The 25701-nt window shown below is 67.6% G+C and carries 23 protein-coding genes, 1 tRNA gene and 1 pseudogene; 8 read left to right on the top strand and 17 right to left on the bottom strand.

The window, feature by feature from the left end:
- Positions 1-33: 33 nt before the first annotated feature.
- The 3 genes from pepN to CSW60_RS24330 all read left to right on the top strand — a co-directional run bounded on the left by pepN (position 34) and on the right by CSW60_RS24330 (position 5790).
- Positions 34-2625, top strand: a complete 2592-nt coding sequence (gene pepN, locus CSW60_RS18750) for an aminopeptidase N (protein ID WP_099538692.1) — start codon at positions 34-36, stop codon at positions 2623-2625.
- A gap of 150 nt (positions 2626-2775) precedes the next feature.
- Positions 2776-5307, top strand: coding sequence for an ATP-binding protein (locus CSW60_RS18745; RefSeq protein ID WP_099538691.1), 2532 nt, complete (start codon positions 2776-2778; stop codon positions 5305-5307).
- 144 nt (positions 5308-5451) lie between these two features.
- Complete coding sequence (locus CSW60_RS24330) at positions 5452-5790, top strand: UrcA family protein (RefSeq protein ID WP_099538690.1); 339 nt, start codon at positions 5452-5454, stop codon at positions 5788-5790.
- On the opposite strand, the gene CSW60_RS18735 is transcribed toward CSW60_RS24330, so the two are convergent.
- Genes CSW60_RS18735 through CSW60_RS18725 form a run of 3 tightly spaced genes read right to left on the bottom strand, consistent with a single transcriptional unit; the run spans position 5787 to position 7870 of the window.
- Positions 5787-6233, bottom strand: coding sequence for an NUDIX domain-containing protein (locus CSW60_RS18735; RefSeq protein WP_201723088.1), 447 nt, complete (start codon positions 6231-6233; stop codon positions 5787-5789). The two genes, CSW60_RS24330 and CSW60_RS18735, sit on opposite strands and share 4 nt — an antisense overlap.
- Positions 6234-6237: 4 nt before the next feature.
- Positions 6238-7266 (bottom strand): S1/P1 Nuclease, encoded by a 1029-nt coding sequence (locus CSW60_RS18730; RefSeq protein ID WP_099538688.1) that lies wholly within the window; start codon positions 7264-7266, stop codon positions 6238-6240.
- A gap of 16 nt (positions 7267-7282) precedes the next feature.
- A complete protein-coding gene (locus CSW60_RS18725; protein WP_099538687.1) occupies positions 7283-7870 on the bottom strand; it encodes a glutathione S-transferase family protein in 588 nt (195 codons plus the stop codon).
- A gap of 200 nt (positions 7871-8070) precedes the next feature.
- On the opposite strand from CSW60_RS18725, the gene CSW60_RS18720 reads away from it, so the two are divergent.
- Entirely contained in the window at positions 8071-8595 is a 525-nt protein-coding gene (locus tag CSW60_RS18720) for a 3D domain-containing protein (RefSeq protein ID WP_099538686.1), read from the top strand.
- Positions 8596-8686: 91 nt separating this feature from the next.
- On the top strand, positions 8687-10870 hold the full coding sequence (locus CSW60_RS18715; RefSeq protein WP_099538685.1) for an acylase: 2184 nt from the start codon (positions 8687-8689) through the stop codon (positions 10868-10870).
- Positions 10871-11001: 131 nt separating this feature from the next.
- On the opposite strand, the gene CSW60_RS18710 is transcribed toward CSW60_RS18715, so the two are convergent.
- Genes CSW60_RS18710 through cobA form a run of 5 tightly spaced genes read right to left on the bottom strand, consistent with a single transcriptional unit; the run spans position 11002 to position 15119 of the window.
- Entirely contained in the window at positions 11002-11736 is a 735-nt protein-coding gene (locus CSW60_RS18710) for a phosphoadenylyl-sulfate reductase (RefSeq protein ID WP_099538684.1), read from the bottom strand.
- A complete protein-coding gene (locus tag CSW60_RS18705) occupies positions 11736-12242 on the bottom strand; it encodes a DUF934 domain-containing protein (RefSeq protein ID WP_099538683.1) in 507 nt (168 codons plus the stop codon). The genes CSW60_RS18710 and CSW60_RS18705 overlap by 1 nt, the downstream gene beginning before the upstream one ends.
- Positions 12226-13884: a nitrite/sulfite reductase gene (locus CSW60_RS18700; RefSeq protein WP_099538682.1), complete on the bottom strand. Its 1659-nt coding sequence runs from the start codon at positions 13882-13884 to the stop codon at positions 12226-12228. The genes CSW60_RS18705 and CSW60_RS18700 overlap by 17 nt, the downstream gene beginning before the upstream one ends.
- 6 nt (positions 13885-13890) lie before the next feature.
- Positions 13891-14256, bottom strand: coding sequence for a DUF2849 domain-containing protein (locus CSW60_RS18695; RefSeq protein ID WP_099538681.1), 366 nt, complete (start codon positions 14254-14256; stop codon positions 13891-13893).
- The gene (gene cobA, locus CSW60_RS18690) at positions 14253-15119 is read right to left on the bottom strand and encodes a uroporphyrinogen-III C-methyltransferase (RefSeq protein WP_099538680.1); all 867 of its coding nucleotides are present in this window, start codon (positions 15117-15119) and stop codon (positions 14253-14255) included. Before cobA ends, CSW60_RS18695 begins: the two co-directional genes overlap by 4 nt.
- A gap of 186 nt (positions 15120-15305) precedes the next feature.
- Between cobA and gcvA the strand changes: the two genes are divergently transcribed.
- The gene (gene gcvA, locus CSW60_RS18685) at positions 15306-16262 is read left to right on the top strand and encodes a transcriptional regulator GcvA (RefSeq protein ID WP_099538679.1); all 957 of its coding nucleotides are present in this window, start codon (positions 15306-15308) and stop codon (positions 16260-16262) included.
- Between the two features lie 47 nt (positions 16263-16309).
- Complete coding sequence (locus tag CSW60_RS18680) at positions 16310-16639, top strand: chorismate mutase (RefSeq protein ID WP_099538678.1); 330 nt, start codon at positions 16310-16312, stop codon at positions 16637-16639.
- Here the strand turns inward: CSW60_RS18680 and CSW60_RS24450 are convergent.
- The 3 genes and pseudogenes from CSW60_RS24450 to CSW60_RS18670 form a co-directional block, all read right to left on the bottom strand.
- A pseudogene (locus CSW60_RS24450) lies at positions 16603-16756 on the bottom strand (hypothetical protein). The gene CSW60_RS18680 and the pseudogene CSW60_RS24450 sit on opposite strands and share 37 nt — an antisense overlap.
- 18 nt (positions 16757-16774) lie before the next feature.
- On the bottom strand, positions 16775-17602 hold the full coding sequence (locus CSW60_RS18675) for a TIGR00266 family protein (protein WP_099538677.1): 828 nt from the start codon (positions 17600-17602) through the stop codon (positions 16775-16777).
- Positions 17603-17670: 68 nt separating this feature from the next.
- The gene (locus CSW60_RS18670; protein ID WP_143324217.1) at positions 17671-18018 is read right to left on the bottom strand and encodes an Hpt domain-containing protein; all 348 of its coding nucleotides are present in this window, start codon (positions 18016-18018) and stop codon (positions 17671-17673) included.
- Between the two features lie 84 nt (positions 18019-18102).
- On the opposite strand from CSW60_RS18670, the gene CSW60_RS18665 reads away from it, so the two are divergent.
- A tRNA-Lys gene (locus CSW60_RS18665) sits at positions 18103-18178 on the top strand.
- Positions 18179-18596: 418 nt separating this feature from the next.
- On the opposite strand, the gene CSW60_RS18660 is transcribed toward CSW60_RS18665, so the two are convergent.
- The 6 genes from CSW60_RS18660 to CSW60_RS23250 all read right to left on the bottom strand — a co-directional run bounded on the left by CSW60_RS18660 (position 18597) and on the right by CSW60_RS23250 (position 25674).
- Entirely contained in the window at positions 18597-18872 is a 276-nt protein-coding gene (locus tag CSW60_RS18660) for a hypothetical protein (RefSeq protein WP_143324216.1), read from the bottom strand.
- Between the two features lie 9 nt (positions 18873-18881).
- Positions 18882-19376 carry a hypothetical protein gene (locus CSW60_RS18655; RefSeq protein ID WP_099538674.1) on the bottom strand — a complete coding sequence of 165 codons (495 nt, stop codon included), beginning with the start codon at positions 19374-19376 and terminating at the stop codon, positions 18882-18884.
- Position 19377: 1 nt separating this feature from the next.
- Positions 19378-20055 carry a glycoside hydrolase family 19 protein gene (locus tag CSW60_RS18650; RefSeq protein ID WP_099538673.1) on the bottom strand — a complete coding sequence of 226 codons (678 nt, stop codon included), beginning with the start codon at positions 20053-20055 and terminating at the stop codon, positions 19378-19380.
- A complete protein-coding gene (locus tag CSW60_RS18645; RefSeq protein WP_099538672.1) occupies positions 20052-22532 on the bottom strand; it encodes a hypothetical protein in 2481 nt (826 codons plus the stop codon). The genes CSW60_RS18650 and CSW60_RS18645 overlap by 4 nt, the downstream gene beginning before the upstream one ends.
- A 65-nt stretch (positions 22533-22597) precedes the next feature.
- Complete coding sequence (locus tag CSW60_RS18640; RefSeq protein WP_099538671.1) at positions 22598-25294, bottom strand: hypothetical protein; 2697 nt, start codon at positions 25292-25294, stop codon at positions 22598-22600.
- Entirely contained in the window at positions 25291-25674 is a 384-nt protein-coding gene (locus CSW60_RS23250) for a hypothetical protein (RefSeq protein WP_143324215.1), read from the bottom strand. The genes CSW60_RS18640 and CSW60_RS23250 overlap by 4 nt, the downstream gene beginning before the upstream one ends.
- Between the last annotated feature and the right edge of the window lie 27 nt (positions 25675-25701).

The raw sequence follows: 25701 nt of genomic DNA, 5'->3' as shown, positions 1-25701 counted from the left end.
GCGCAAACGGTCCGGCCGCCTTAGCTAAAGACCATGCGCACCGACACGCCTCAGCCGATCCGGCTGGCCGATTACCGCCCCTTCCCGTTCGCGATCGAGACCACGCGGCTGGTCTTCGACCTCCATCCGTCCGCGACCCGCGTCCGGGCCGAGCTGGCCGTGCGCCGCTCCGGCGCCGCCGGCGAGGCGCTGACGCTGAACGGCGAACGGCTGAAGCTGCTGTCGGTCGCGATCGACGGGCAGGCGCTGGGCGCCAATCAATATGTCGCCGACGCGGAGCATCTGACCGTCCACGAAGTCCCGGACCAGTTCGTCCTGACCACCGAGGTCGAGATCGATCCGCTGGCGAATAAGGCGCTGACCGGTCTCTACATGTCCGGCGGCCGCTTCTGCACCCAGTGCGAGGCCGAGGGCTTCCGGACCATCACCTACTTCCCCGACCGCCCCGACGTGCTGAGCCGCTACAGCGTGCGCATCGAGGCCGACGGCGGCCTGCCGCACCTGCTGAGCAACGGCAACCTGGTGGACCAGGGGTCGCTGGACGGCGCGCGGCACTTCGCCGAGTGGGTCGATCCGTTCCCCAAGCCCTCGTACCTGTTCGCCCTGGTCGCGGGCGACCTTGACGTCGTGACCGACAGCTTCGTGACCATGAGCGGTCGCGAGGTGGCTCTGAAGATCTTCGTCGACCCTGGCCAGGCCTCCCGCGCGACCTATGCGCTCGACAGCCTCAAGCGCGCCATGAAGTGGGACGAGGAGGCGTTCGGCCGCGAGTACGATCTCGACCTGTTCATGATCGTCGCGGTCCGCGACTTCAACTTCGGGGCCATGGAGAACAAGGGGCTGAACATCTTCAACAGCTCCCTGCTGCTGGCCGATCCGCAGACCGCGACCGACGCCGATTTCGAGCGGATCGAGGCCGTCGTCGCCCACGAATACTTCCACAACTGGACCGGCAACCGCATCACCTGCCGGGACTGGTTCCAGCTGTGCCTGAAGGAGGGCTTCACGGTCTTCCGCGACCAGAGCTTCAGCGCCGACATGCGCGGCGCGGTCGTGCAGCGGATCAAGGACGTGAAGGCGCTGCGCGCGCGGCAGTTCGCCGAGGACGCCGGCCCTCTGGCCCACCCCGTGCGGCCGTCCAGCTATCTGAAGATCGACAACTTCTACACCGCGACGATCTACGAGAAGGGCTCGGAGATCATCCGCATGCTGAAGACCATCCTGGGCGCGGAAGCGTTCCGGAAGGGCTGCGATCTCTACTTCGATCGCCACGACGGCCAAGCGACGACGGTCGAGGCCTTCATCGCCTGCTTCGCCGAGGCGTCCGGCCGCGATCTGTCGAACTTCTTCGCCTGGTACGAGCAGGCCGGCACGCCGTCGGTGACGATCGCCAGCGATTATGACGCCGACGCCCAAGCCCTGACGCTGACTCTGCGCCAGTCGACCGCGCCCACGCCCGGCCAGCCCACCAAGAAGGCCCTGCCGATCCCGATCGCCGTCGGCCTGCTGTCGCATGACGGCGAGGTCCTGCGCGACACCGAGGTGGTGATGCTGGACCAGGAGGCCATGACCTTGCGCTGGGAGAGCGTGACCCAGCCGCCGGTCCTCTCGGCGCTCCGTAACTTCTCGGCCCCCGTCAATCTGACGACCGACGCGCGCGCTTCGGACCGTTATGTCCTGTTCGGCTCGGATCCGGACCTGTTCAACCGTTGGGAAGCCGGCCAGACCCTGGCGCGTGACCTGATCCTGGCCCGCGCCGACGGTTCGCCCGACGAGGTCGGCGAGGAACGCTACGCCGCCGCGTTGGGCCACGCCCTGGTCGACGACGCGGCCGAGCCAGCCTTCAAGGCGCTGCTTCTGAACCTGCCTTCCGAGCCCGATCTGGCCCTGATGGCCGAACCAGCCGATCCGCTGGCCTTGCACGAGGCGCGGGACTCCCTGCGCGTTCGGATCGCCGTTCACCTGGGCGACCTCCTCCGCAGGCTGCACGGCGAGATGCAGAGCAACGGCGCGTTCTCGGCCGACGCCGAGGCCGCGGGCCGACGCGCGCTGCGCAACGCCTGCGCCGACATGCTGTCGGCGGACCCGCACGACGACAACCTGATGCGCCTGGTGGGACACTACGAGGCGTCGCGCAACATGACCGACATGATTGGCGGACTGTATCCGCTGATCTGCATCGGCGGCGTGGCGCGCGAAAAGGCGCTGTCGAAATTCTACAGCGCCTGGGCTGACGAACCGCTGGTTCTGGACAAGTGGTTCGCGATCCAGGCGCGGGACACCAACCCCGACGCCCTCGACCGCGTGATCGCCCTGACCAGCCATTCCGCGTTCGAGCCGACCAACCCCAACCGCCTGCGGGCCCTCGTCTCGACCTTCGCCAACTTCAATCCCGCCCGTTTCCACGACCCCAGCGGCGCCGGCTACCGGTTCCTGGCCGACCAGATCCTGGCCGTGGACAAGTTCAACCCGATGACGGCCGCGCGCCTGATCGAGCCCCTGGGCGCCTGGCGACGGTACAGGCCGGAGCTCGGCGCGCTGATGCGGCAAGAGCTCGAACGCATCGCGGCGCATCCGGACCTGTCCAAGAATGTTCTGGAGCTGGTCACCAAGTCCTTGGCCTGAAGTCCGCGAACCTTGGTATCCAATTTATTGCGACTAATACGCCCATCCGCGCGGATTTGACGGTTCGGCGGTGACGTCGATGCGGCCCGTAAGCTAGATTCACCTTCTGGCGAAGTGACTCGCCGGGGGTGTTCCACGGGAGTCGTGCGTTTGGCTAAAGGCAGGGCGAGACACGGAGGGACGGCCAAGGCCGGACCGACCGCGCCCGCGGCCTCGCGGGCGAGCCGTACGCGCGCGCCCTCGCAAAGCTTCGCTCGCATCGCGATCCTGTCGGCCTTGCTCCTGCTGGCCCTCTACACCGCCTTTGGCCTGAAACGCATCGAGGACCAAAGCCGAGCACAGCCGCGCGCCCCCGGATTGGCGGCGAAGGCGGGCCTGATCGCCGGCCGGGTCGAGACCAACCTCGCGGCGCAAAGAGCGGGGCTTTCGGCCGCCGCGGACCTGCTGGCCCGCGATCCCGACGCCACGGCCGAGGCCGCCCAGATCGCCTTGCGCGCCGCCGGCGGCGAAGCCGCCGCCGTCGCCGTGGTCGCGCCTCCCGGCATTCTGGCCGTGGCTGGACGCGATGACGGCGCGGACTGGAAGTCGGCGGCCCGAGCGGCCGAGGCGTCCGGCCGGACGGTCTGGACAGGCTCCGTCGGCGCCTCCGGACGGCTCTATGTCGCGACCTTGGCGTCGCTCGGCGGGGCCCGCGCCGTCATGATCGCCAGCGGCGACGCCTCCCGCCTCGTCGAGGAGCCCGCGCGCGGCGAAAGCAGCGCCCTCGCCCTCCCCGACGGCTCGCTGATCGTCGCGCGCGGCGGTCTCGCCCAGGGCGCGACGGCGCTCCATCCAGCGTTCGCGCTGAAGCCGGAGGTCCTGCGCCGCGCCGCGAGCGACCTTCGGGGCCGGGCCCTCGACGGCAAGCCCATCGACGTCGCCGTCAAGCCGGTGGGCGAAGGCGCGCTGGCGGTCGTTGCAACGGCGCCCAGCAGCGGCGACGAAGGTGTTCCCGCCAGCAGCGCCCTCGGCCTGCTGATCCCCTTGGCCGCCGGCATCGCCCTGGCCCTGCTGCTGGTGATCCAGAGCCGCAAGTCCGAGGCCGCGCAGCGCGAGTTCATCGACAGCGAGCAGCGCTTCCGCCTGGCCGTCGAAGCGGCGCGCTGCGGCATCTGGGAGTGGGACCTGAACGCTGACGAAGTGTTCCTGTCAGACGTGACCGGCGCCATGTTCGGCTGGGGCGGCGGCGGCGTCGTCTCGGGCCAGGACCTGCTGGACCGTATCGCGCCGGACCACCGCGACCGGCTGAGGAAAGCCCTGGCCAACGCGGCGATGTACGGCGCCTTCGACGTCTCCTTCCGCGTCCCCGCCGCCGCGCAGGGCCAGCGATCGCTGTGGATCGACGCTCGCGGCCAGGGCTTCGGCAAGGCCGACGCCGACGGCTATTCCCGCATCATCGGCGTCGCCTTGGACGTCACCGAGGAGCGGGTCGCCCAAGCCCGCGCCCAGGCCGCCGAGAACCGGCTGCGCGACGCTATCGAGAGCGTGTCCGAGGCCTTCGCCCTCTGGGATCGCCACGGGCGGCTCCTGATGTGCAACCGCAACTACCGCAACGTCTTCTCTCTTGACCCCAAGCTTCTGAAGCCCGGCGCCGCGCGGGCCGAGATCAATCGCCACGCCGCCCGGGCCATCAAGCAGGACCACGCCGCGCCCGACGGCGCCAAGGGCGTGCGCGAGGCCGAGCTGCAAGACGGCCGCTGGATCCAGATCAGCGAACGCCGCACCGCCGAGGGCGGTCTCGTCATGACCGCCGCCGACATCACCGCGATCAAGAACCAGGAAGAGTCCCGCCGCCTCAACGAGGAGCAGCTTCAGAACGCCGTGGCGGGCCTGGAGCGCAGCCAGGAACAACTGGCCGAGCTTGCGCGCAAGTACGAGACCGAAAAGGTCAGGGCCGAGGGCGCCAACCGGGCCAAGAGCGAATTCCTGGCCAACATGTCCCACGAGCTGCGCACGCCGCTGAACGCCATCAACGGCTTTTCCGAGATCATGATGAACGAGATGTTCGGGCCCCTCGGCGACGAACGCTACAAGGGCTACAGCCAGGACATCCACTCGTCGGGCCAGCACCTGCTGGCGCTGATCAACGACATCCTCGACATGTCGAAGATCGAGGCCGGCAAGATGAACCTGAAATTCGAACCGATGCACGTCGAGGATGTCGCCGAGGACGCCGTCCGCCTGGTGCGCAACCGGGCCGAGGCCGCCGGCCTGAACCTCAGCATCGACTTCCCGCCCCTGCCCGAGATCGAGGCCGACTATCGCGCCATCAAGCAGGTGCTGCTGAACCTGCTGTCCAACGCCATCAAGTTCACGCCCCGCGCCGGCAGCGTCACCCTGCGCGCCGAGGTGCGCCGCGATCCGTTCGGCGACATGGTCCGGGTGTCGGTTTCCGACACCGGCATCGGCATCGCCAAGGAAGACCTGGCGCGGCTGGCGCGCCCGTTCGAACAGGTCGAGAGCCAGTTCTCCAAGACCACGCAAGGCACCGGGCTGGGCCTGGCCCTGACCAAGTCGCTGATCAGCATGCACGACGGCGTGCTGGACATGGAGTCCACGCCCGGCGAAGGCACGACGGTCAGCTTCGCCCTGCCCATCCGGCAGAGCGAACACGGGATCGCCCGAGACTTCGCGGCGGCCTGACACAAATCCGAAATATTACTTTTACTTCATAAGCTTAATTCGACGTCATGACTCAGTCGTAACGGGTGTTCCCCGCTCGCCGAGACTACACCTCTCTTCAACAGACCGCCGCTGGCGGCCACATCGAAGAAGAGGGAACCAGTCATGAGCAAGCTTGTTAGCCGCGTCGCCGCCATTGCCGCCCTGGCCCTGGCCGCCACCCCGATCATCGGCCTGACCGCCGCCCACGCCGAAGAGCCGACCGCCCGCATCGCGGTTGGCGACCTGAAGCTCTCCAATCCCGCCGACGCCCGCCAGTTCGCCAAGCGCGTGGACATGGCCGCTCGCAAGGCTTGCGACGCCTACGGCAACCGCGCCATCGCCAACCGCGCCTGCGTCGCCGACTTCAAGACCGACGTCCGGGACGCGCTGTCGGAACAGCAGATGGCTGAACTGCGCACGGCCAACCGCGCCGGCGCCCGGGTCGCCCTGGCCTCGAACTAGCCCCGCCGCAGCCACGCCGCGACCGCCCAGGCATGGGCGTCGTGGCGTAGGGCGACCACGGCGTCGCGCGGGTCCAGCCAGACCAGCGCGTGGTCGTCCTCGACCTTCAAGGCCGGGTTGTCGCCCAGCAGTTTGACGACATAGACGCCGCCGTGATTACGGACCGGCTGACCGTCGGACTTCAGGAAATGCTGCGAGACCGTCTCGATCAGGCGAACAGCCTCGACGACGAGACCCGTCTCTTCGCCAAACTCGCGCGCGACGGCCTGCTCCTCGGTCTCGTCGCCGTCCACCGCCCCGCCGGGCAGGTCGAAGTACGGCGCCTTGCCGGGCTTGGTGACCTGCGCGAGGGCGATCTGGCCGAGGGCGTTCTCGGCCACGCCAAACGCCGCCCGACGGTCGAGATAGGTCAGCCCGTCCACGGGCGAGCCGAACCTCAGCACGCGCCTAGTCCTTGCCGTAGAGGTCGAACCACGGATCGGCCTTGCCGGTCTCGACGTCGGTCACGCTGATCTCCGGACGGTAGCCGATCTTGCCGTTGGCGCTCTCGCGCCAGGCGTCCGTGACCAGATCCCGCAAAGCCGTTGCGCCGGCCGCGACGCGGGCCCGCACGAAGGTCTTGGCGCGAGGATCGGTCTCGACCATGCCGCCGGCCTTCTCCAGCTGATACAGCGGCTCGACCTGTTTCCAAGTGTCGGTCAGATAGCCGACGACGCGGGTCTCGATCGAACACTCACAGGGCTTGTAGGCCGGCACTAAAGCCTTGATCGACGCCTCGTCGGCCAGGGCCAGGGTCAGCGGCCCTTCGAACTGGAAGTGGGTCGACCGCGCCTGGGTGTAGCCGTTCGGGTTGGGGTAGTCGCCCCAGCCATTGTAGTGCACCGACAGGTGCAGCGGCTGGCTGCCGTCGCCGACATAGTGCGCCCAGACCCCCAGGTCGCGCAGCAAGAGATCCTCGCGACGCTTCAGGTCGGCCTTGTAGTAGGCCAGACGGGTCGGGTCCTTCTCCAGCTTCACGGCCGCGGTCAGGATGCGCCAGTAGGTGAAGTCCTTCACCAGCTGCTGGTAGCCGTCGATAATGGCGTAAGGCAGATAGCCGGCCTTCCAGCTGTCAGTCCCAGCGGCCTGCAGGGCCTTTTCATAGTCGGCGCGTGTCGGCGGCAGGGTCGCCACCGTGAAGGCGGGACCGCCGTACATGCGCCCCTGGTCATCGACATCCAGGAAGTGCGCCGCGTCGCGATCGGTGTCGTGAATCTTGCCCGAGCCCTTCCAACGATCCGGCTCGCGGGCGTATTCGCCAATGGCGGCGACAGCCTGCGGCGTACGCAGGAAAGCCGGCACGTCAGTCGGCAGGCTCGCCGCGCCGACGACGCCCACCACGCGGTGGCCTGAAGCGCCCCAGGCGAGCGCCGAAGACGCCGGCGCGGCTGCCGCGGCGGCCAGGGCGAGGACTTTCAGGCTGGTCGATAGACGCAAGATGGAACTCCGACGATCAAATAATACCGAGCGCGGCTTCGGTGCGGCCCACCCAGGCCTTCACGGCCGGATAGAGCGCAAGGTCGAACCCGCCTTCGTGCGCCACGCGGGTGTAAGCCACCAGAGCGACGTCCGCCAGGGTGACCTGCTCGCCGACCAGAAATGGCGTCTGCCGCAGCTGGGTTTCGAGGCGGGCGAGGGCTTGGCCGCCGCGCTCCACAAGGCGTTGCTCAAGTTCTTCGCGCGGCTTGCCAAGGTACAGCATCTGAAAGCGCGCCACGGCGACATAGGGCTCGTGGCTGTACTGCTCCCAGAACATCCACTCCAGCATCTTGGCGCGCGCGAAAGCGTCGCCGGGGATCAGCGCTGATCCCTCGGCCAGATACGAGATGATGGCGTTGGACTGCGACAGCGGGCGTCCGTCCTCCAGCACGACCAGCGGGACTTGACCGGCGGGGTTCATCGCCAGGAACGCCGGCGTGCGGGTCTCGCCCGTCAGGACGCTGGTCTCGATCCACTCGAACGGCAGGCGAAGGTGCTCGGCGACCCACTTCACCTTGAGGCAGTTGCCCGAGATCGAGTCGCCGTAGATCCGCATCGCCATGGCGGTTCCTTCTGTGAAGCTGTCTGAGTCGAGAAAATCGGCGGGAAAGGGCCAGGTTTCAAGTCGCTGAATCCATGCTCGTTTTTCGCGCAGCAAGCGAAGCCGTACCCGCCTCGGGCGGGGTTAAGGGTTGTCACGCGGCCGTGATCGGACTATCCAGACCCCCGCCCGACAGACACGCCGATAAGAGGATCCCCTCGATGCGACGCAAGCTCGCCGGAATTTTGGCCACCGCGGTCATCTCCGCGTTCGCCGCTCCCGCTCTCGCCCACGCTGCTCCGGACTTGGACTCCGCGTCCGCCGCGACGCCGCGCGTCGACCCGCTGGGCGAGCTGATCAGCACCGCCCTGGGCGGCGGCGCCCTGCCCGGTTCGGTCGAGTACAAGATGCGGGCGACCATGTATCACGCCGGCGCCAAGGGCATTCGGGCGTTCGACTCGCTGGGCTGCAAGGTCGCGGCCATGCGCACCGTCGCGGTCGATCCCAAGGTGATCCCGCGCCGCACGGTCCTCTTCATCAAGGAAACCGTCGGCCTGCCGATGCCTGACGGCACCACGCACGACGGCTACTGGTACGCCTCCGACATCGGCGGCGCGATCAAGGGTCTGAAGCTTGATCTCTTCAGCGGCTTCGGCGCCGCCTCGATGAAGACCCTGCGCGGCCTGGACCTCTCAAGCCTGTCGGTCAGCAAGGTCGGCGAGTTCAAGGGCTGCCCGCCCCAATAGCACCTGACGTCCGCGGTCAGACGCGGACTGGAATTGATCTCCAAACTCGGCTTGGATCGCGGCTCTCGCGCGAAGCGGTTTGGGGAAGATCATGAAAAATCTGTCGGTCAGCGTCCTGGCCCTGGCCTTGAGCGCCGCGCTCGCCACGACACCGGCCCGCGCCGCTGACGATCTGGCGCGCCTGAAGACCCGCGCCGCCGCCGTCTCGATCACCCGCGACGACTGGGGCATCGCGCACATCCACGGCAAGACCGACGCCGACGCGGTGTTCGGCATGGCCTACGCCCAGGCCGAGGACGACTTCAACCGGGTCGAGACCAACTTCATGACCGCCCTGGGCCGCACGGCCGAGGCGGAAGGCGAAAAGGCGATCTGGGCCGATCTGCGCCAGAAGCTGTTCATCGATCCGGTCGTGCTGAAGGCCGACTACGCCAAGAGCCCCGCCTGGCTGAAGGCGCTGATGAACGGCTGGGCCGATGGCCTGAACTTCTATCTCGCCACCCATCCCAACGTGAAGCCCAAGGTCATCACCCGCTTCGAAGCCTGGATGGCGCTCAGCTTCTCGGAAGGCAGCATCGGCGGCGACATCGAGCGCGTGGCCCTGACCCAGCTCGAGAGCTTCTATGGTCAGCGCCAACTGGCCATGACCGCCGACGAGAAGGGCCTGCTGTTCAAGGAGCCCAAGGGCTCGAACGGCGTCGCCATCGCGCCGAAGAACACGCTGGACGGTCACGCCTTGCTGCTGATCAACCCGCACACCAGCTTCTTCTTCCGCTCGGAGATGCAGGTCTCCAGCGACCAGGGCCTGAACGCCTATGGCGCCACGACCTGGGGCCAGTTCTTCATCTACCAGGGCTTCAACGCCAAGGCCGGCTGGATGCACACCTCCAGCGGCGTCGACGTGGTCGACGAGTTCGCCGAGACGATCGTCGAGAAGGACGGAAAGCGGTTCTACAAGTATGGCTCGGAATTGCGGCCGCTGAAGACCGAGGTCATCACCGTCCCCTACCGCGCCGTCGACGGGTCGATGGCGCAGAAACGCTTCACCGTCTTCAAGACCCACCACGGCCCGATCGTCCGCGAGGCCGATGGCAAGTGGATCAGCATCGCCCTGATGAACAAGCCGGTGGAAGCCCTGCAGCAGTCGTTCCTGCGCACCAAGGCCACCAATCTGAAGAGCTTCATGAAGGTGGCCGAGCTGAAGGCCAATTCGTCGAACAACACCCTGTTCGCCGACAGCAAGGGCGAGATCGCCTATCTGCACCCGCAGTTCATTCCGATCCGCGACGACCGCTTCGACTATACGAAGCCGGTCGACGGGTCGGATCCCGCCACCGACTGGAAGGGCCTGACGCCGCTCGCCAAGACGCCTCAGGCCGTGAACCCGGCCACGGGCTGGGCCTTCAACACCAACAACTGGCCGTGGACGGCGGCCGGTCCTTACAGCCCGAAGAAGGCCGACTTTCCGAAGTACATGGACACCGCCGGCGAGAACCCGCGCGGCCTTCACGCCCAACTCGTGCTAAAGGACGTCAAGAACCTCACGCTCGGCGGACTGATCGAGAAGGCCTACGACCCGTACCTGACCGCCTTCGCCCGACTGATCCCGACGCTGGAGGCGGCCTATGCCGCCACGCCCGACGGCGATCCTCTGAAAGCCAAGGTCGCCGAGCAGGTGAAGACGCTGAGCGCCTGGGACCGCAAGTGGTCGGCGCGCTCGACCGAAACCTCGCTGGCGGTGTTCTGGGGCGAGGCCATGTGGGCCAAGGCCGCGCCGGCGGCCAAGGCGCAGGGCCTCAACACCTATGACTACATGGCCGACAAACTGACGGCCGCTGAGAAGCTCGCGGCCCTCGCCGAAGCCTCGGACCGCCTGACCGCCGACTTCGGGTCATGGAAGACGCCGTGGGGCCAGATCAATCGCTTCCAGCGCAATGACGGGTCGATCGTCCAGACGTTCGACGACGCCAAGCCGAGCATCCCGGTGCCCTTCACCTCGGCCCAGTGGGGTTCGCTGGCCTCGTTCGGCGCCAAGCGCTGGCCGGGGACCAAGAAGTACTACGGCACGCTGGGCAACAGCTTCGTGGCGGTCGTGCAGTTCGGCGACAAGGTCCGGGCCCGCGCCGTCTCGGCCGGCGGCGAAAGCGGCGACCCCGCCTCGCCGCACTTCAACGACCAGGCGCTGCGCTACAGCCTCGGGAACCTTAGGGACGTCTACTTCTATCCCGAGGACGTGAAGAAGCACGCGGTGAAGACGTACCGGCCGGGGGAGTGAGCCTCCCAAATCCTCCCTCTAGCGGGGGAGGTGTCGGCGCGGAGCGACGACGGAGGGGGAAGGGTCAAGATCGCAAGACTTCCCCCTCCGGCGCTTCGCGCCACCTCCCCCGCTGGGGGAGGATTTAGCCCTCAAATATCCCCACCCACGTTCGGCGCGACGCCGGGCGCGCGGGCGACGTGGATGCCGCACTCGGTCTTTTCTTGCCCGGCCCAACGCCCCGAACGTCCATCTTCGGAGGGCTGGGTGCACGGCCAGCAGCCGATCGAGGCGTAGCCTTGGGCGACTAGGGGATGGGCCGGCAGCTGGTGCTCGGCGACATAGGCGTCGAGCTCGGCCTTGCCCCAATTGGCCAGCGGATTGAACTTCACCTTGCCGTCGGCGGCCTCGACCACAGGCAGGCTCAGGCGATCGCCGCCATGGAAGCGCTTGCGGCCGGTGATCCAGGCGTCGAAACCGCCCAAGGCGCGATCCAGCGGCAGCACCTTGCGGATGTTGCAGCAGGCGTCGACGCTGGTGCGCCAGAGGTCCGACTGGGGGTCCTGGGTCGCCAGATCGGCATAGGCCGGACGCAGGTCGCGCACGTCCGTCAGGCCAAGCTGCGCCGCAAGGTTCTTGCGGTAGTCCAGCGTCTGTCCGAACAGCATGCCCGTGTCGAGGAACAGGATCGGAATTCTGGGCGAGACCTGGGCGGCCAGGTGCAGCAGCACCGCCGACTCCGCTCCGAACGACGAGACGAGAGCGAGGCGCGCGCCAAACTGGTCGAGCGCCGCGCGCAGCACGGTGGCCGGGTGGGCCTCGCGCAATTCTGCGTCCAGACGCGCGGCGACACCCGCGGCGGTTCCCCCGATCTCGTCATAGGCCATCAGGAGGCCCTTTCCTCGAACGCCACGGGCCGCGCGTCGGCGGCGCGTTGATAGACGTGGCGGAAGCGGCTGGCGGCCTTACTCCAGGCTTCGGGTGTCGCGCCGTCGGCCGGCTCGAACGCGTCGAAGCCGCAGCGGACCATGAAGCCAGCCTGCTCGCGCAGCACGTCGCCCACGGCGCGGATCTGGCCCTGATAGCCGAACCGCTCGCGCAGCAGGCGGGCGGAGGTGTAGGCGCGGCCGTCGCGGTACTTCGGGAAGGCCAAAGCGACCACCGCGAGGCGCGGCAGGTCGTAGGCCAGCACCTCGACCTCCTGGTCGGGCTCGATCCGCACGCCGACCCGGCGGCTGTTCGAGGCCAGCAGGGCGTCGCCCTCGGCTTCGAAGCGGGCCAGGGACAGGATCACGTCGCCGCTTTCCGGGATGGCGTCCTCGTCGGCGACATGGACGAAGGCGTCCTCGGCCCAGCGGGCCTCGTTTTCAACGAGCTCAATCAGCTTGGGCATAGACAGCCTCCTTGAAGGGCTCGAGGCCGACGCGGCGATAGGTGTCGAGGAAGCGCTCGCCATCGGCGCGGACGGCGAGATAGGCGCCCACCAGCTGGTCGACGGCCGTGGCGACCTTGTCCGCGGGAAGCGCCGGGCCGAGGATCTTGCCGATCGAGGCGTCCTCGGCGCCCGAGCCGCCCAGCGACAGCTGGTAGAATTCCTCGCCCTTCTTATCGACGCCCAGGATGCCGATGTGGGCCACGTGGTGGTGGCCGCAGGCGTTGATGCAGCCGCTGATCTTGATCTTCAGCTCGCCGACCTGTTCGGCGCGATCGAGATCGGCGAACTGGCGGGCGATGTCCTGGGCGATCGGGATCGCGCGGGCGTTGGCCAGGGCGCAGTAGTCGAGGCCCGGGCAGGCGATGATGTCGCTGACCAGGTCGATGTTCGGCGTCGCCAGGTTCGCCGCCTGCAAGGCCGCGAAGACAGTCGGCAGGTCGTCCAGCTTGATGTGCGGCAGGACGAGGTTCTGAGCGTGGGTCACGCGCAGATCGTTGAAGCCGTAGCGCTCGGCCAGATCCGCGACGACCTCCAACTGATCCGCCGAGGCGTCGCCTGGCGTCTGCTCCTGGGCCTTCAGCGAGATCTCGACGATCGCATAGCCCGGCTGCTTGTGGGCGCGGACGTTGTTGCGCACGAAGCGGGCGAAGGCGCTGTCGTTGGCCTTGGCCGTCTCGAACGCCTCCGAACGCGCCGGCAGGGTCTCGAACGGCGTCGTGGCGAAGGCGGCGCGGATGCGGGCCAGTTCAGAGGCCGGCAAGTCGGCGCGGGCGGCGTCGATCTTGCTCCACTCCTCCTCGACCTGGCGGGCGAATTCCTCCGCGCCCAGGGCCGCGACCAGGATCTTGATCCGGGCCTTGTAGATATTGTCGCGACGGCCGTGGCGATTGTAGACGCGCAGGACCGCCTCCAGATAGCTCAGCAGGCGGTCGGTGGGCAGGAACTCTTTGATGGTCGGGCCGACATAGGGCGTGCGCCCCTGCCCGCCGCCGACAATCACCTCGAAGCCCTGCTGGCCGTCGCGGCCCTGGCGCAGCAGCAGGCCGATGTCGTGCACCTTGGCCGCCGTGCGGTCCTTGGCCGAGGCGGTGATGGCGATCTTGAACTTGCGCGGCAGGAACGAGAACTCCGGGTGCAAGGTCGACCACTGGCGGATCACCTCGCACCAGACGCGCGGATCGTCGACCTCCTCGGCCGTGGCGCCGGCATAGGGGTCGGAGGTGGTGTTGCGGATGCAGTTGCCGCTGGTCTGGATGGCGTGGAGATCAACCTCGGCTAGCTTGTCCAGGATCTCCGGCGCGTCCTTCAGCTTGATCCAGTTGAACTGGATGTTCTGACGCGTCGTGAAGTGGCCGTAGCCCTTGTCGTAGTCGCGGGCGATCTCGGCCAGACGGCGGGCCTGGGTCGGGTTCAGCGACCCGTACGGGATCGCCACCCGCAGCATGTAGGCGTGCAGCTGCAGATAAAGCCCGTTCATCAGCCGCAGCGGCTTGAACTGGTCCTCGGTCAACTCGCCGGCCAGGCGGCGGGCGACCTGCCCTCGGAACTCGGCCGAGCGGTCGGCCAGGAATTCCTTGTCGATGAGATCGTACTGGTACATGCCGCCCTACTTCCTGCGGATCAGATCGACGCGGCCGGTCGAGCGGGCCGCGCCGGACGCCTGACGCAGCGCCTCGACGACGTCGCCGCCGTCGGCCTGCTTGCCGTGCGTGGGTTCATTGGTGGGGCCCAGGGCCCGGATGCGCTCGCGATAGCTGAGCGGCGCCCAGCCCCCTCCGGACTGCACGAGGTCGATCGGATAGACGTCGACCACGACCGTCGGCTGGCCCTTGCCGGCCGCGACGGCGGCCTCGATGTCGGCGGCGTGGTGGTCGTCAAACAGCTGGGCGTCGCCGAAGCGATCCACCCACTGGCCCGACTTCCAGAACACGACCTCGCCGTCGATCAGGCGGTTGGCGGTGATCGCTTTCACTCGGTAACTCCGCTCATCCCCGCCACGGCGGGGAGCCATTCCGAAACCTCGCTCCCGCCTTGGCGGAGAGGGGCTGAGTCCTGTTGGGCCATGGCCATCGCCTCCCCGACCATCAGCAAGGCGGGGCCCTTCACGCTCTGGGCGGCCTCGGCGAGACCTGACAGCGTGGTGAGAACCCGGCGCTCGTCGGCGCGGCTGGCGTTCTCGACGATCAAGGCGGGGGTGGAGCCGGCCCGGCCGGCGGTCGTCAGGCGCTCGGCGATCAGGCCGGCGGTCGAGACGCCCATATAGACCACGACCGTCTGGTTCGGACGCGCCAGGGCGGCCCAGTCCAGGTCCGGCTCGCCGTGAGCGGCGTGGCCGGTGACGAAGGTGACCGCCTGAGCGCTGCCCCGGTGGGTTAGCGGCGCGCCGGCGCCTGCGCTGGCGGCCAGGGCGGCGGTGACGCCGGGCACCACGTGGCACTCGACGCCCGCGTCGCGGCAGGCGGCCAGCTCCTCGCCGCCGCGCCCGAACAGGAACGGATCGCCGCCCTTCAGGCGCACGACGTTCAGACCGTCGAGGGCCAGGGCGACGAGCAGTTGGTTGATATCGTCCTGCGGCAGGGTGTGGCGCGACTTGCGCTTGGCGACGTTGATCCGCCGCGCGCGGCTGGGCGCCAGGTCAAGGATCTCCTCCGAGACCAGGCCGTCATGGACAACAACGTCGGCGCCGCGCAGGGCGTTGAAGGCGCGGAAGGTCAGGAGGTCGGGATCGCCCGGTCCGGCCCCGACCAGCCACACCGCGCCAAGGGCGCGCTGGGCCCGGGTCCCGCCGATGACGACGAGGCCAGGCTTCCTGTTTCGGGCCGGCTGGCGGGTCATGGGTTTTAGAACCTCTATCAACGCGCTTGGAATAAGACGGTGGAACGCAAGACGGGGTCGCCCCTAAAGACGACCCCGCTCGCACTCGCTGACGAAAAGGGCCAATCCGCCAGCGAACGCTTGCAAACTCGGCCCGAAGAGGCCAATTCGCAAACAAGGACTTCTGCCGGGGCGTTCAGTAAAACTATGGAAAGACCCAACGAGCGCCGCCGCCTGCCGCCTCTCAACGCCCTGCGCGCGTTCGAGGCGGCCGCGCGGCACCTGAACTTCAGCCGCGCCGCCGATGAGCTGTCGGTGACGCCGGGCGCGGTCAGCCAGCAGATCCAGAACCTGGAAGACTACGTCGGCGCGGCCCTGTTCAAGCGCACGCCCAAGGGCCTGTTGCTGACCGACGCGGCCCAGACCGCCCTGCCCGCCCTGCGCGAGGCCTTCGACCGCCTGGCCGAGGCCGCCAGCTTGCTCACCGCCGCCGTCGACGGTCGCCGCCTGACCCTGACCGCCGCCCCGTCCTTCGCCGCCAAGTGGCTGGTGCCGCGTCTGGGCAAGTTCGAGCAGGCCCATCCGCAGGTCGACGTCTGGCTGTCGGCCGGCATGGAGGTCGTGGACTTCGCCACCGGCGAGGTCGACATGGCCATCCGCTACGGCTCGGGCCGCTATCCGGGCCTGGAGGTGATCCGCCTCATGCAGGAATCGGTGGTGCCTGTCGCCAGCCCCGAACTGCTGGAACAGAACGCCCTGGAGCGCCCGGAGGACCTGGCGCACCATATCCTGCTGCACGACGGCTCGCCCGACGCCGACGACAGCTGCCCCGACTGGGCGATGTGGCTGGCGGCGCGCGGGATCAAGGGCGTCGACGGCGCGCGCGGTCCGCGCTTCAACCAGTCCAGTCTGGTGATCGAGGCCGCCGCCAACGGCCGCGGCATCGCGCTCGCCAAGCGCACCCTGGCCCAGGCCGACCTCGACGCCGGGCGCCTGGTCATTCCGTTCGAGGCCTCGACCGCCGTCGACTTCGCCTATTACGTCGTCCACCCCAAGGCCAAGGGCCGCCTGCCCCAGGTCAAGGCGTTCGTGAACTGGCTGAAGGCGGAAGCCGAAGCCCACGAAGCGGCGCTGCGCACCCTGGACAACGGCGCCGGGATTTAGCGGTCAGCGCTCTGGTTTCCGGCTCCGGAAACGGCTTTAAGGGGCCCATGAAAATCACGACTCTCAACGTCGACGAGCATCTCGCTCCCGCCGACTGCCAGACCATGGCCGATGTGCGCCAGGGCGTGGACGCCCTGGACCGGGCCCTGGTCCAACTCCTGACCGAGCGTCAGGCCTTCATGGACGCCGCCGCCCGCATCAAGGCCGACCGCTCCAAGGTCTTCGACCGCGCGCGGATCGAGGACGTGGTGGAAAAGGTGAAAGCCGCCGCCCGCGAGTCCGGCCTGTCCGAAGCCATCGCCGAGCCGGTCTGGCGCACGCTGATCGACCGCTGCATCGCCTACGAATACGACAGCTGGGATCGCACGAAGGGGTAAGCCCTTCCCTCTCCCCTTGCGGGAGAGGGTGGCCCGAAGGGTCGGGTGAGGGGTCGCGCGGCGACGCCGAGAAACCCCTCATCCGTCGCCCCGGCGGGGCGACACCTTCTCCCGCAAGGGGAGAAGGACGCTTCATCAATTCCCGTCGATCATCCGGCCCAGGCCGCCCAGGATCGAGCCTTCGCCCTGGTTGCCGCCCTGGTGGTTGGCCGCCTGCAGCATGCGGCCGGCGAGGCGCGCGAACGGCAGCGACTGGATCCAGACCTTCCCCGGACCGCGCAGGCGGGCGAAGAACAGGCCCTCGCCGCCGAACAGCACGCTCTTCACGCCGCCGGCCATGACCAGGTCGAAGTCGACGCCCGGCGTATAGGCGGCCAGGCACCCCGTATCGATGTGCAGCTCCTCGCCCGGCGCCAGCTCGCGCTCGACCAGGGCGCCGCCCATCTGGACGAACACCCAGCCGTCGCCTTCCAGGCGCTGCATGATGAAGCCCTCGCCGCCGAACAGACCGGTCATGACCCGGCGCTGGAAGTGCAGGCCGATGGAAACGCCGCGCGCGGCGGCCAGGAAGCTGTCCTTCTGGCAGATCAGCGTCCCGCCCAGCTCACCCAGGTTCAGCGGCAGGATCGAGCCCGGCGTCGGCGAGGCGAAGGCCACGCGCGCCTTGCCCGAGCCGGTGTGGGTGAAGACGGTGGTGAACAGGCTCTCGCCGGTGATCAGACGCTTGCCCGCGCCCAGCAGCTTGCCCATGAAGCCGCCGCCCTGGTCGCCCGAGCCGTCGCCGAAGACAGTGGTCATCTGCACGCTGGCGTCCTTCCAGACGAAGGCGCCGGCCTCGGCCACGGCGCTCTCGCCCGGATCGAGCTCGATCTCGACGAACTGCAGGTCGTCGCCCTTGATCTCGAAGTCGATGTCGTCGGCGACGCTGGCGCTGCGCTGATGGCTCCAGGGGCTGGGGGGCATGAACGTCTCCTCGTGTCTTGGACCGCCGTTCTAGCCAGACCTTGGCGACGACGCCAATTACAGCTGGGTCAGGTTGGCGAGCTCTTCAAGGAACGCAGCGCGCGTTCATGGGCGTAGGCGGCGATATCCATCAGCGCCGCGTCCAGGGCCGTGCGGACCGCGTCCAGCCCCTCCTGCCCCGCTTCGCAACGCTCGCAGACATCGCCCAGCGCGAAGGCCCCCACGCCGCGCGCGGCGCCCTTCACCGTATGGACCGCATCCTTCCATCCGGGATGGCCAGGATCGAGCATCGGCGCCCACAGCGCGGCCTGCTCGCGGAACAGCGCCAGCACCTCGTCGATCACCGTGGAATCCCCCGCGGCGAACCCTTCCAGGTAAGCGAAATCCACGGCTCCAATAATATCTCGTCTCGCCATGAAAAAAGCTCTTGCGCTCCCAAAATCATTGCGTATGTTCCGCGCCTCGCCGCCGGGGCTCGCAAGTGCTTCGGATCGTCGAATGGGTGTATAGCTCAGTTGGTAGAGCAGCTGACTCTTAATCAGCGGGTCCAAGGTTCGAATCCTTGTACACCCACCAAAATCTCCAATAATTTCAATACTTAACGGAATGAGGCTTCGGCCTCGCCCTCCGCCGTGAGAGTTTAATCAAACTCTCACGTGAGAGTTTACGCTTGCAAGTCTCGCGAATGTTCTATTTCCGTTCACGGCTGTGGAGCGCCCCAATCCCGTCCGTCATGACCGCATCACGCTGCGCGTTTGCGCGGACCTGAATTGGTCCGTTTACGTCTCGTGCGCGGGCTGCAATTACACCTACGGCCTCTGGCCGTCGCGCCTGGCCGGCGGGCCGCTAGGCGCGGTCCCGATCATGGATCTTCTGGCGTCCGGCGCCCTGCGCTGCAGGACGCGATGCGGCGGCCGGCCGGCGGATGGCGCGCACGTGTCAGCCATGCACGTGGGGATGAGCCACTACCTAGCGCGTTGGACAGTCGAGACCGTCAACGGGGCGCGGCGGGTTCGGGCGCTGCCGGCGGCTGACTGACGACAACGGCCGTCGCGGCGGGCGCGGGCTTGGGCTTGATGTTGTCGTAAATCTGGACCGCCATCCAGCCGACCATGGCCGCCACCAGGGCGAAGGCCGCGTTGCGGATTGTCTTTTGCTCGCCTTCGACCCGCTCCAGGGAGGAATGGATGTTGGCGTATCGTTCGGCGCACAATACCTCGTGCCCTTCGATTTTCGCGTAAGCCCCTGCCACGGTCTGCCTCTCGCCCAAGTTATCCCCCTACTGCGCTCGCGCCTTGGTCACGGCGCGATCGCCGAACCACCAGGCCACCGCCATGCTGGCCATGGAGGCAAATTCATGAAATGGCGCCAGGGCCGAAGGCGCGATCTGAGCCGCCGCCGCGACCGCCATGACCAATGCCGCCAAGACCAGCAGCAGCGTCAGGCCGGGACGCACCAGCGCCAACACGTCCGCCACCCACTGGCTGACATGGCCCGACAGCTGTGTCTGATCGGCGATGCTGGCCTGCATGGCCGCGAACTGCGCCTGCATTTGGCCGAAGAGGAACGATTGATTGGCCGCCTGGCTGGCCGCCGCGCCGTTGATGCCAGCCATGTCCTTCTCGTGCGCGTAGTCCAGCGTCGCGCGGTCTAGGGCGTCTTTGGCTTCCTGCTTCTTCTGGCGCCAGGTCAGCACTTGGGTCACGACGCTGCCGCCCAGGCCCAGAAGGCCGCCGCTGGTGACGCCGCCAAGGATCGAGGTCAGGTCCGCCACGTCAGTCCCTCCAGATAAAGCCGGTCTTGATCAACCAGGCTCGCGCATCGTCCAGGCCGATCAGCCCGCCGTTGACCTTCAGGCGCGCGGCCCGGAGATCGTCTTCCTCGTTGGCGCGGATAGACGCCTCGATCGTTGCCAGCGGCTTTTCGCCCGGATCCTCGTCGACCAACTCATTGCAGCCGCGCGACCACCAAAAGGCGCCGGCGACGTCGAAGCCGACCTCGGGCTTCAGCAAAAGGTCCGGATGGGCGAGAAGAGGCAGGCCAGTCAGGTCCTGGGCCTCGGCGTAGTTGCAGTGGAAGGTGGACATGAGCGGACCACGCCCGCGATACAGCCACCCATCGTTCGGGCCGGTATTGCCGCCGCGGCCGCCATAGGTCTTGTTGGCCAGGGCCTGCGGGTTTCCGGCGAAGGGCGCGGCGGCGGCCAGACTGGGGAAGCGCTTGGGCCACACTTCGGTCAGGCGCTTGGCGCTGTAGTTCAGGTTCTCCTCGAACCGCGTCAGGCCCGCGCTCTCGACGCACAGCTGGGCCACGAAGTGGCGCACTCGGCGCGCGGTGTCGATCTTGTACTTGGCGCAGGCCGCCGCGAGCGGCTTGGCCAGCGCCTGGTAATCGCAGCGTCGGTTGAGCTGTTGCAGCTGCAACGCCGTGACGGTCGCCATCTGGCTGCTCATAGCGGCGTCCCCGCGCGATAGATGCTGGTCGCGTCGATGCGGCCCGTGACAGTGCTCGCGCCCGTTCCGACGCCCAGGCTGCGGCTGCAGGCGATGTCCTGCACCACGACGCTGCCGTTATTGTTGTAGATCGTGGTCCCGGCGCCGGTGATGTTCAGGTGGTTGGCGAACGCCGACTGGCCGGTGATATGCAGGGTGCCCAGGCTGATCAGGTCCACCCCGGCTTGGACATTGACGCTGGCGGTGACGCTGCCGCCAGCCGAGATGTTGTTGGTCACCGAAAGGCTAGAAGCGCTGAGCGATCCGTTCGGAGCCTGGATATTGCCCAGCGACGACACGATGCTGCTGTTTGCGGTGATGGTCGAAGACGCCACCAGCGTGGTCGTGGCGATCTGGCCAACAGTACCCGTCGCGCCGGTGCCGACGCCGAGCGATTTGTTGATGGTGCAGTTGGTGGCGACCAGCGCCCCCTGCCCCGCGGCGGTGCCGGTCAGGTAGATGCCTCCGGTCGGAATATTGATATCGCCATTCACGGCGACGGCGCCGTTCAGGTGCGTCGTCCCGTTCGAGATCAGGTCCGTGGCGGCCGTAATCGACCCACCGGCCGTGATATTGCCGGTGACGGTCAGATTTCCCGTGACCGTATTTCCTGCGCCGCCGCCGGTATTCACCGTAGACGGACGGCAACCAGCCGCGACGGAATTGGTGGGGCCCGTCGCCCAGATGACGGGAGCGGTGACATTGTTGCGCAGATCGCAACCCGACAGGATGACGCTGTCGCCCGTGATCGACACGCCATAGGTCTGATAGACCGCGCCCGTGTCCTTGGCCTTGATGTTGGTGATCATGGCGTCGCCGCCGTCGATGCGGACCCCGGCCCAGGTATATCCAACGCCGCCGCTGCCGCGCCGGCCATTGTTCAGCAGCGTGAGGTCTTCGATCTTCGTTCCGACCGCGCCCGCCGACAGGATGCCGTCATAGTACGAGCCGGTGATGAAACCGCCCCGGACGGTCGTGTCCCTGTTGTTGGCGGTGATGTGGACACCATAGGTCCCCATCCCCTCCATATAATCGGCCGCGATGATGTGGTTCTCGGCGTAGCTATCGATATAGACGCCGGCGCCGACCGCATCGCCCATGAAGCCGCCGATCACCCGCATCGAGTGCAGCGGGTGCGCGGCCGTCCCGATGCACGAAATATCGTGGTGGCCGTTCACGAAGGTCGTGAAATTCTGGATCGTGCCCAGCGACGAGCCCAAGCCCGAGCCGCCGAAGGCCGTTCCCGTGACCTTATAGGACAGGCCGTCATAGCCGTTGGCCTGGGCCTGGCAGTCCTGGAAGATCATCTGCAGCGGGCCGCCGTTGGCCGTCGTGCCAACGATCGAATTGCCCGTCGTGGTCGCCAGGAAACCCTCTTGGGCGTTGCCATTGGCCTGACAGTTTATGTATCGGCCCGAGAAGTGGATCCCGAGGTCGAAACCGCGATAGTTGCCCACGGCGTAGACATCGCGCACGCGACAGTTATCGACCCAGTTGTGACCGCCCTGGCCTTGCTTGAGACCACAGCCCGTGCCGGCGGTCGGCGGATCGTGGGCGATCGTCAGGCCTTCCAGGGCGAACCAGTAGATATCCGTCCCGAGGGTGAAGACGTGGGCGTTGGCGGTATTCTGAACCACCTTGCTGATGCCCGGCCCGTCACCGAACACGGCCTGCCCCTGCTGGATCATGCAGGTGGCGTTGAAGCGGTAGTAGTTGTTGGCGTCGGTGATCGCCCGAGGCTTGGCCGGAAAATAGACGACGCCATTGGCCGCCATGCAGGCGGCATAGGCCGCGTCATAGGTCAGGTCGCCTTCCGACACATAGTCGTTGATGTCCGCGAGGCCCGGCGCGCCCAGCTGGGCGGCGAAGCGCGGGTCATCGCCGGCCGCAACGGTGCCGGCGGCCGTGCCCACATTACGGGTTGCCGCCGCGCCTAGGCCAAGGTTCGTGCGAGCGGCCGGCTTGCTGACTAGATCGGAAAGATTGTTCGCCGCGAGCAACGCGCCCACGCCGCCACCGCCGCCGCCACCGCCACCACCCGTGCGGCCCAGATCGCGGCGCAGTTCTTGGCCCTGGCGCACGACCCGGTCCAGCATGGCTTCCAGCGCATCGAGCCGCAAAGCTTGGGTGCCGCCCAAAACTACGCTCTGGTTCAGGGGCGTATCTCGCCGCAGGATCAGCGCATGGCGGGCCGGGTCCCAACCGCCCGCGGGGATGGCGCCTACGCTCAACAGAACGCTGCCGCCTTCAACCTGAGGATCCGTTGCCGTCAGCCCAAAGTCGGTATCGATCGCCAGGGGCGCGCCTTCGACGTCGTCGGTACGGATAATGACCTGGACGTCGGTCAGTTCATCGAACGTGAACACCGTCTCGAACGGCCCTTGGGTCGAGCCGGTGGGATAATAGACGCTCTCGGGATATTCGACGTTGATCGTCACGGCGCGAGCCCTGCAGCTGACTTCAGCCGTCAGGTTCGCCTCGCGCGCGCGCCGGGGGGGTTAGGTTAGCGCTTGCTTCCGCCGGCCGCCGTGGTCAGGTCGGGCGCGCGTTCGGGGAGCGCCTGGCCTTGCGGCCACCACTGGGTCTGGCCGTATTCCTTCTCCAGACGCTGGCGCTGGCGTCGGAACGCCTCGTCGGCCTCGGGGTCGATCAGGCGCTGCATCTGGTCGATCACCGCGCGGTCCATGATCGTGCGGCTCCACCACAGCGAGGCCAGCGGGTTATAGCGCCCGACGTACTTGGCCAGGTCGCGGCCGGCGTGGGTTTCTTCGCCCTTGATGGCCTGGTCGACATTGCCCCAGGTCAGGTCGAAGGTATCGGACACGAAACCCGACGCTGGGCCGAAGGCCGTCATGGCCGACGACTTGCCGTTACGCGCTTCCACGCTGAACAGGAAGTCGCCCAGGATGCCTTGCCCGCCGCCCTGGGCCGCCGCCGCCGCCCAGAATTTGTACGCGGTCTTGCCTTCGTCGGCAGGATCATCGCTCCAGGCCGGGCGCGGATCGTTGCCCTTGATCATGTCCTTGATCCAGACACCCAGCGCGCCGCTGATCGTCGCGCCCAGGATCAGGGGCGCGGCCTGCATCGCCGCGCGCAGATGCCACGGGATCCGCGCGTCCTGCCCCGCCTGAGCCGCGCGCATGATGAACTCGCGGCTCCAGTTATAGGTCTGGGTGACGGTGAAACTGCGATAGCTCATCGCGCTACGGCGCAGCTCGCCGAAGATCGTGCCGGGGCGGCTCTCGTCCATCAGCTGGGCCTGCGCCCACAGGCTGGGCTCAGGGACCACGTTCCTGGTCTCGCGCTCGATCATCTCGGCCAGGCGCCAGCCCAGTTCCTCGTGACCGGCCTTGGCCAGGGCCTGGGGCGAGACGAAGGCCACGCCCTCGCCATAGCGTTCGGGCTCGACCTGGCCGATGATCTTCCAATCGGCCTCGCTGAAGCCACGGGCCTGAAGGAGAGCGGCAAAGGCTCGCTCCTCGGCGTCTTTCGACTTGGCCAGCTGGGCGATCGACAGGCCGCGCTTGTCGAACACGTGGCCCATGAACTCGTCTTGGAAGCCGCGGCGCGCGGCCGTCATGTTGGCGTCCAGCAGCGCGGCCGTGTTGACCCACTTGGGCAACAGCCGGGCGAAGGCGTTGGCGCCCTCGTACAGCTTACTGCCCACAGTGTCCGCGCGCAGGAACCGCTGCACCGCGTCGCTGTATCGCGCCCGGGCGTTATCGGCGATGAACCCGGTTCGCCGCGCGGCGGCGCGCGCTTCGGCGCTGGTCGCCTGGGCGAAGTAAGCGCGGAAGTCGGGCATGGCCGACAGGCCCGCATAGGTCTTGGTCTGTGCCGCGAACACCGGGTTGCTGACCAGGTCGTTGACGACGGCGCTGCCCAGCTGGATGCCCGACAGGGCGCTGCGCGTCATCTGGCCGACGCGGGCGATGTGGCTGTCAGGGCCGTATGGGCCGCCCAGCTCGCCCGTGAACAGGCGGTACATGGTCTTGGCGCTTTCGATATCGCCCTTGGCGTTCTTTATCCCGTTCTGGGCGCGCCCCGCTCCCTTCTCGATATCGGCCATGCGCTGGGCCGCGCGCGCCAGCCAATCGAACTGGTGGTCCGGGTTCGGCCCCAGGACCTGCATCCGCGCCACGTCGCGGGCCATGCCGTCCAGATGGTGCATCATCGCCGCGTAGGGGTCGGCGCGGCCGAACTCGCGCTGATAGGCCATCCAGTTGTCGGCGTCCTTGAACACCAAGAACCGGCTTTCGGCCCGCTGGTTGGCCAGCTTGCCCTTGCCGAGGCTCTCGCCCATGTCGCGATCGACGGCGCCTAGGGTGACGATCGACTGATAGACCTCGCCCAGCACGGCGCGCAGGCGCTTTTCCCCGAACGGCAGGTCGGTGGCGGTGTCAATCATCCGGCCAGCGTCCAGGCGCGGCAGGATGCTTTCGACCCACGCTTCCTTGCCCACGCGCTTCAAGGCCAGAGCGTCGTGGGTCTGCGGCAGGCCCCAGCGCTCCAGCTTGCCGATATCGCCGCCGGCCGCGTTGAACAGCTTGCGCGCATGTTCGGCCGTGTCGCCCCAGGCCTTGGACAGCGCCTTGGCCGCCTCGTCGCCGGTGTCCTCGCCGAACGCCTCGCGCACCAGGTTGTCCAGGGTGGCGCGGCCCTTGTACGGCAGGCCGGTGTTGCTGTCGAAAGCCTCGGCCAGGTCGGCCATCATGGCCTGAAGTCCGCCCATGATCGCCTGGTATCGACCCTTGATCGACGGTCCCGGCGCACCCGCCAGGCCGCCCGAGCCGTCGACCAGCTCTTTCAGCCAGTCGGCGAACATGCCGCCCTGACTGTACGGCCCCTCCTTGGGCGGTTCGCCGCCGAACGTCCAGCCGCCCTTGGGGGGCTTACCGTCGCCGCCCGCATCCAGGCGAACCTTGGTGTAGCCGCGATCTTCCAGGAAGGCCTTGGCGTTTTTCAGCGCCGCCTGGCGCGTGCGGATCATCAGCGCCCGCTGCACCCTCTCGCGCTGGGCCTTGCGCCCCAGGGCCGTCATGGCCACGGTCGCCGCCTGGCGGTCGGCCTCCACGGCGCCCAGGTCGCCCGCCGCCTCGAACGCGGCGTCGTAGGCCTCGCGCGTCTCGGCCGCCGTGGCCTCGTCGATCTCGCCCTTGGCCAGGGCGTCAGCGATGCAGGAAGCGAAGGGCGTGGTCATGCGAGTTCTCGGGCCCGATCTTGTTTGGTGCGAGGATAGATGGCGGGAGCATCACTCCAGCGCGGCCCAAGGGCAGCCATGCGATCGTAAGCTTGTCGCGCCCAATGGATTTCGAAGAACCACAGTTTCAGATACCAGTCGTTGCGGCGGCCGAAGAAGGCGATGCGGCGCGGGCCATCGAAAGTCCTGCCTCGATAGGGGGTGAGCCAGATCGTCCATTGCCAGCAAAGAAGATGCGGCCAGTGTCGGCCGAAACAAATCCCGCCGACGTTAGTCTTACCGAAGGCAAGTCCAGCGAAGGGCCCCAATTCCTTCTTCTTCCGCGCCGACCACGCATCGAACGCGGCAATGCGGCCCTCCAGTGTTTCGTGATCCAGCATGGCAATCTCCTTCCAGATTGGAACCGC

The sequence above is a fragment of the Caulobacter sp. X genome, assembly GCF_002742635.1.
Taxonomy (GTDB): domain Bacteria; phylum Pseudomonadota; class Alphaproteobacteria; order Caulobacterales; family Caulobacteraceae; genus Caulobacter.
The sequence above is the reverse complement of the archived record's forward strand: the minus strand, read 5'-3'. Positions and strand labels throughout refer to the sequence as shown.

Coding starts and splice junctions, on each gene's coding strand:
- CSW60_RS18700 (WP_099538682.1), bottom strand. CDS start 13,884: ATGTACCAGTACGATCTCATCGACAAGGAATTCCTGGCCGACCGCTCG.
- CSW60_RS24330 (WP_099538690.1), top strand. CDS start 5,452: ATGAGCAAGCTTGTTAGCCGCGTCGCCGCCATTGCCGCCCTGGCCCTG.
- gcvA (WP_099538679.1), top strand. CDS start 15,306: ATGGAAAGACCCAACGAGCGCCGCCGCCTGCCGCCTCTCAACGCCCTG.
- CSW60_RS23250 (WP_143324215.1), bottom strand. CDS start 25,674: ATGCTGGATCACGAAACACTGGAGGGCCGCATTGCCGCGTTCGATGCG.
- CSW60_RS18705 (WP_099538683.1), bottom strand. CDS start 12,242: ATGCCCAAGCTGATTGAGCTCGTTGAAAACGAGGCCCGCTGGGCCGAG.
- CSW60_RS18720 (WP_099538686.1), top strand. CDS start 8,071: ATGCGACGCAAGCTCGCCGGAATTTTGGCCACCGCGGTCATCTCCGCG.
- CSW60_RS18680 (WP_099538678.1), top strand. CDS start 16,310: ATGAAAATCACGACTCTCAACGTCGACGAGCATCTCGCTCCCGCCGAC.
- CSW60_RS18715 (WP_099538685.1), top strand. CDS start 8,687: ATGAAAAATCTGTCGGTCAGCGTCCTGGCCCTGGCCTTGAGCGCCGCG.
- cobA (WP_099538680.1), bottom strand. CDS start 15,119: ATGACCCGCCAGCCGGCCCGAAACAGGAAGCCTGGCCTCGTCGTCATC.
- CSW60_RS18725 (WP_099538687.1), bottom strand. CDS start 7,870: ATGGCGATGCGGATCTACGGCGACTCGATCTCGGGCAACTGCCTCAAG.
- CSW60_RS18675 (WP_099538677.1), bottom strand. CDS start 17,602: ATGCCCCCCAGCCCCTGGAGCCATCAGCGCAGCGCCAGCGTCGCCGAC.
- CSW60_RS18670 (WP_143324217.1), bottom strand. CDS start 18,018: ATGGCGAGACGAGATATTATTGGAGCCGTGGATTTCGCTTACCTGGAA.
- CSW60_RS18640 (WP_099538671.1), bottom strand. CDS start 25,294: ATGACCACGCCCTTCGCTTCCTGCATCGCTGACGCCCTGGCCAAGGGC.
- pepN (WP_099538692.1), top strand. CDS start 34: ATGCGCACCGACACGCCTCAGCCGATCCGGCTGGCCGATTACCGCCCC.
- CSW60_RS18710 (WP_099538684.1), bottom strand. CDS start 11,736: ATGGCCTATGACGAGATCGGGGGAACCGCCGCGGGTGTCGCCGCGCGT.
- CSW60_RS18650 (WP_099538673.1), bottom strand. CDS start 20,055: ATGAGCAGCCAGATGGCGACCGTCACGGCGTTGCAGCTGCAACAGCTC.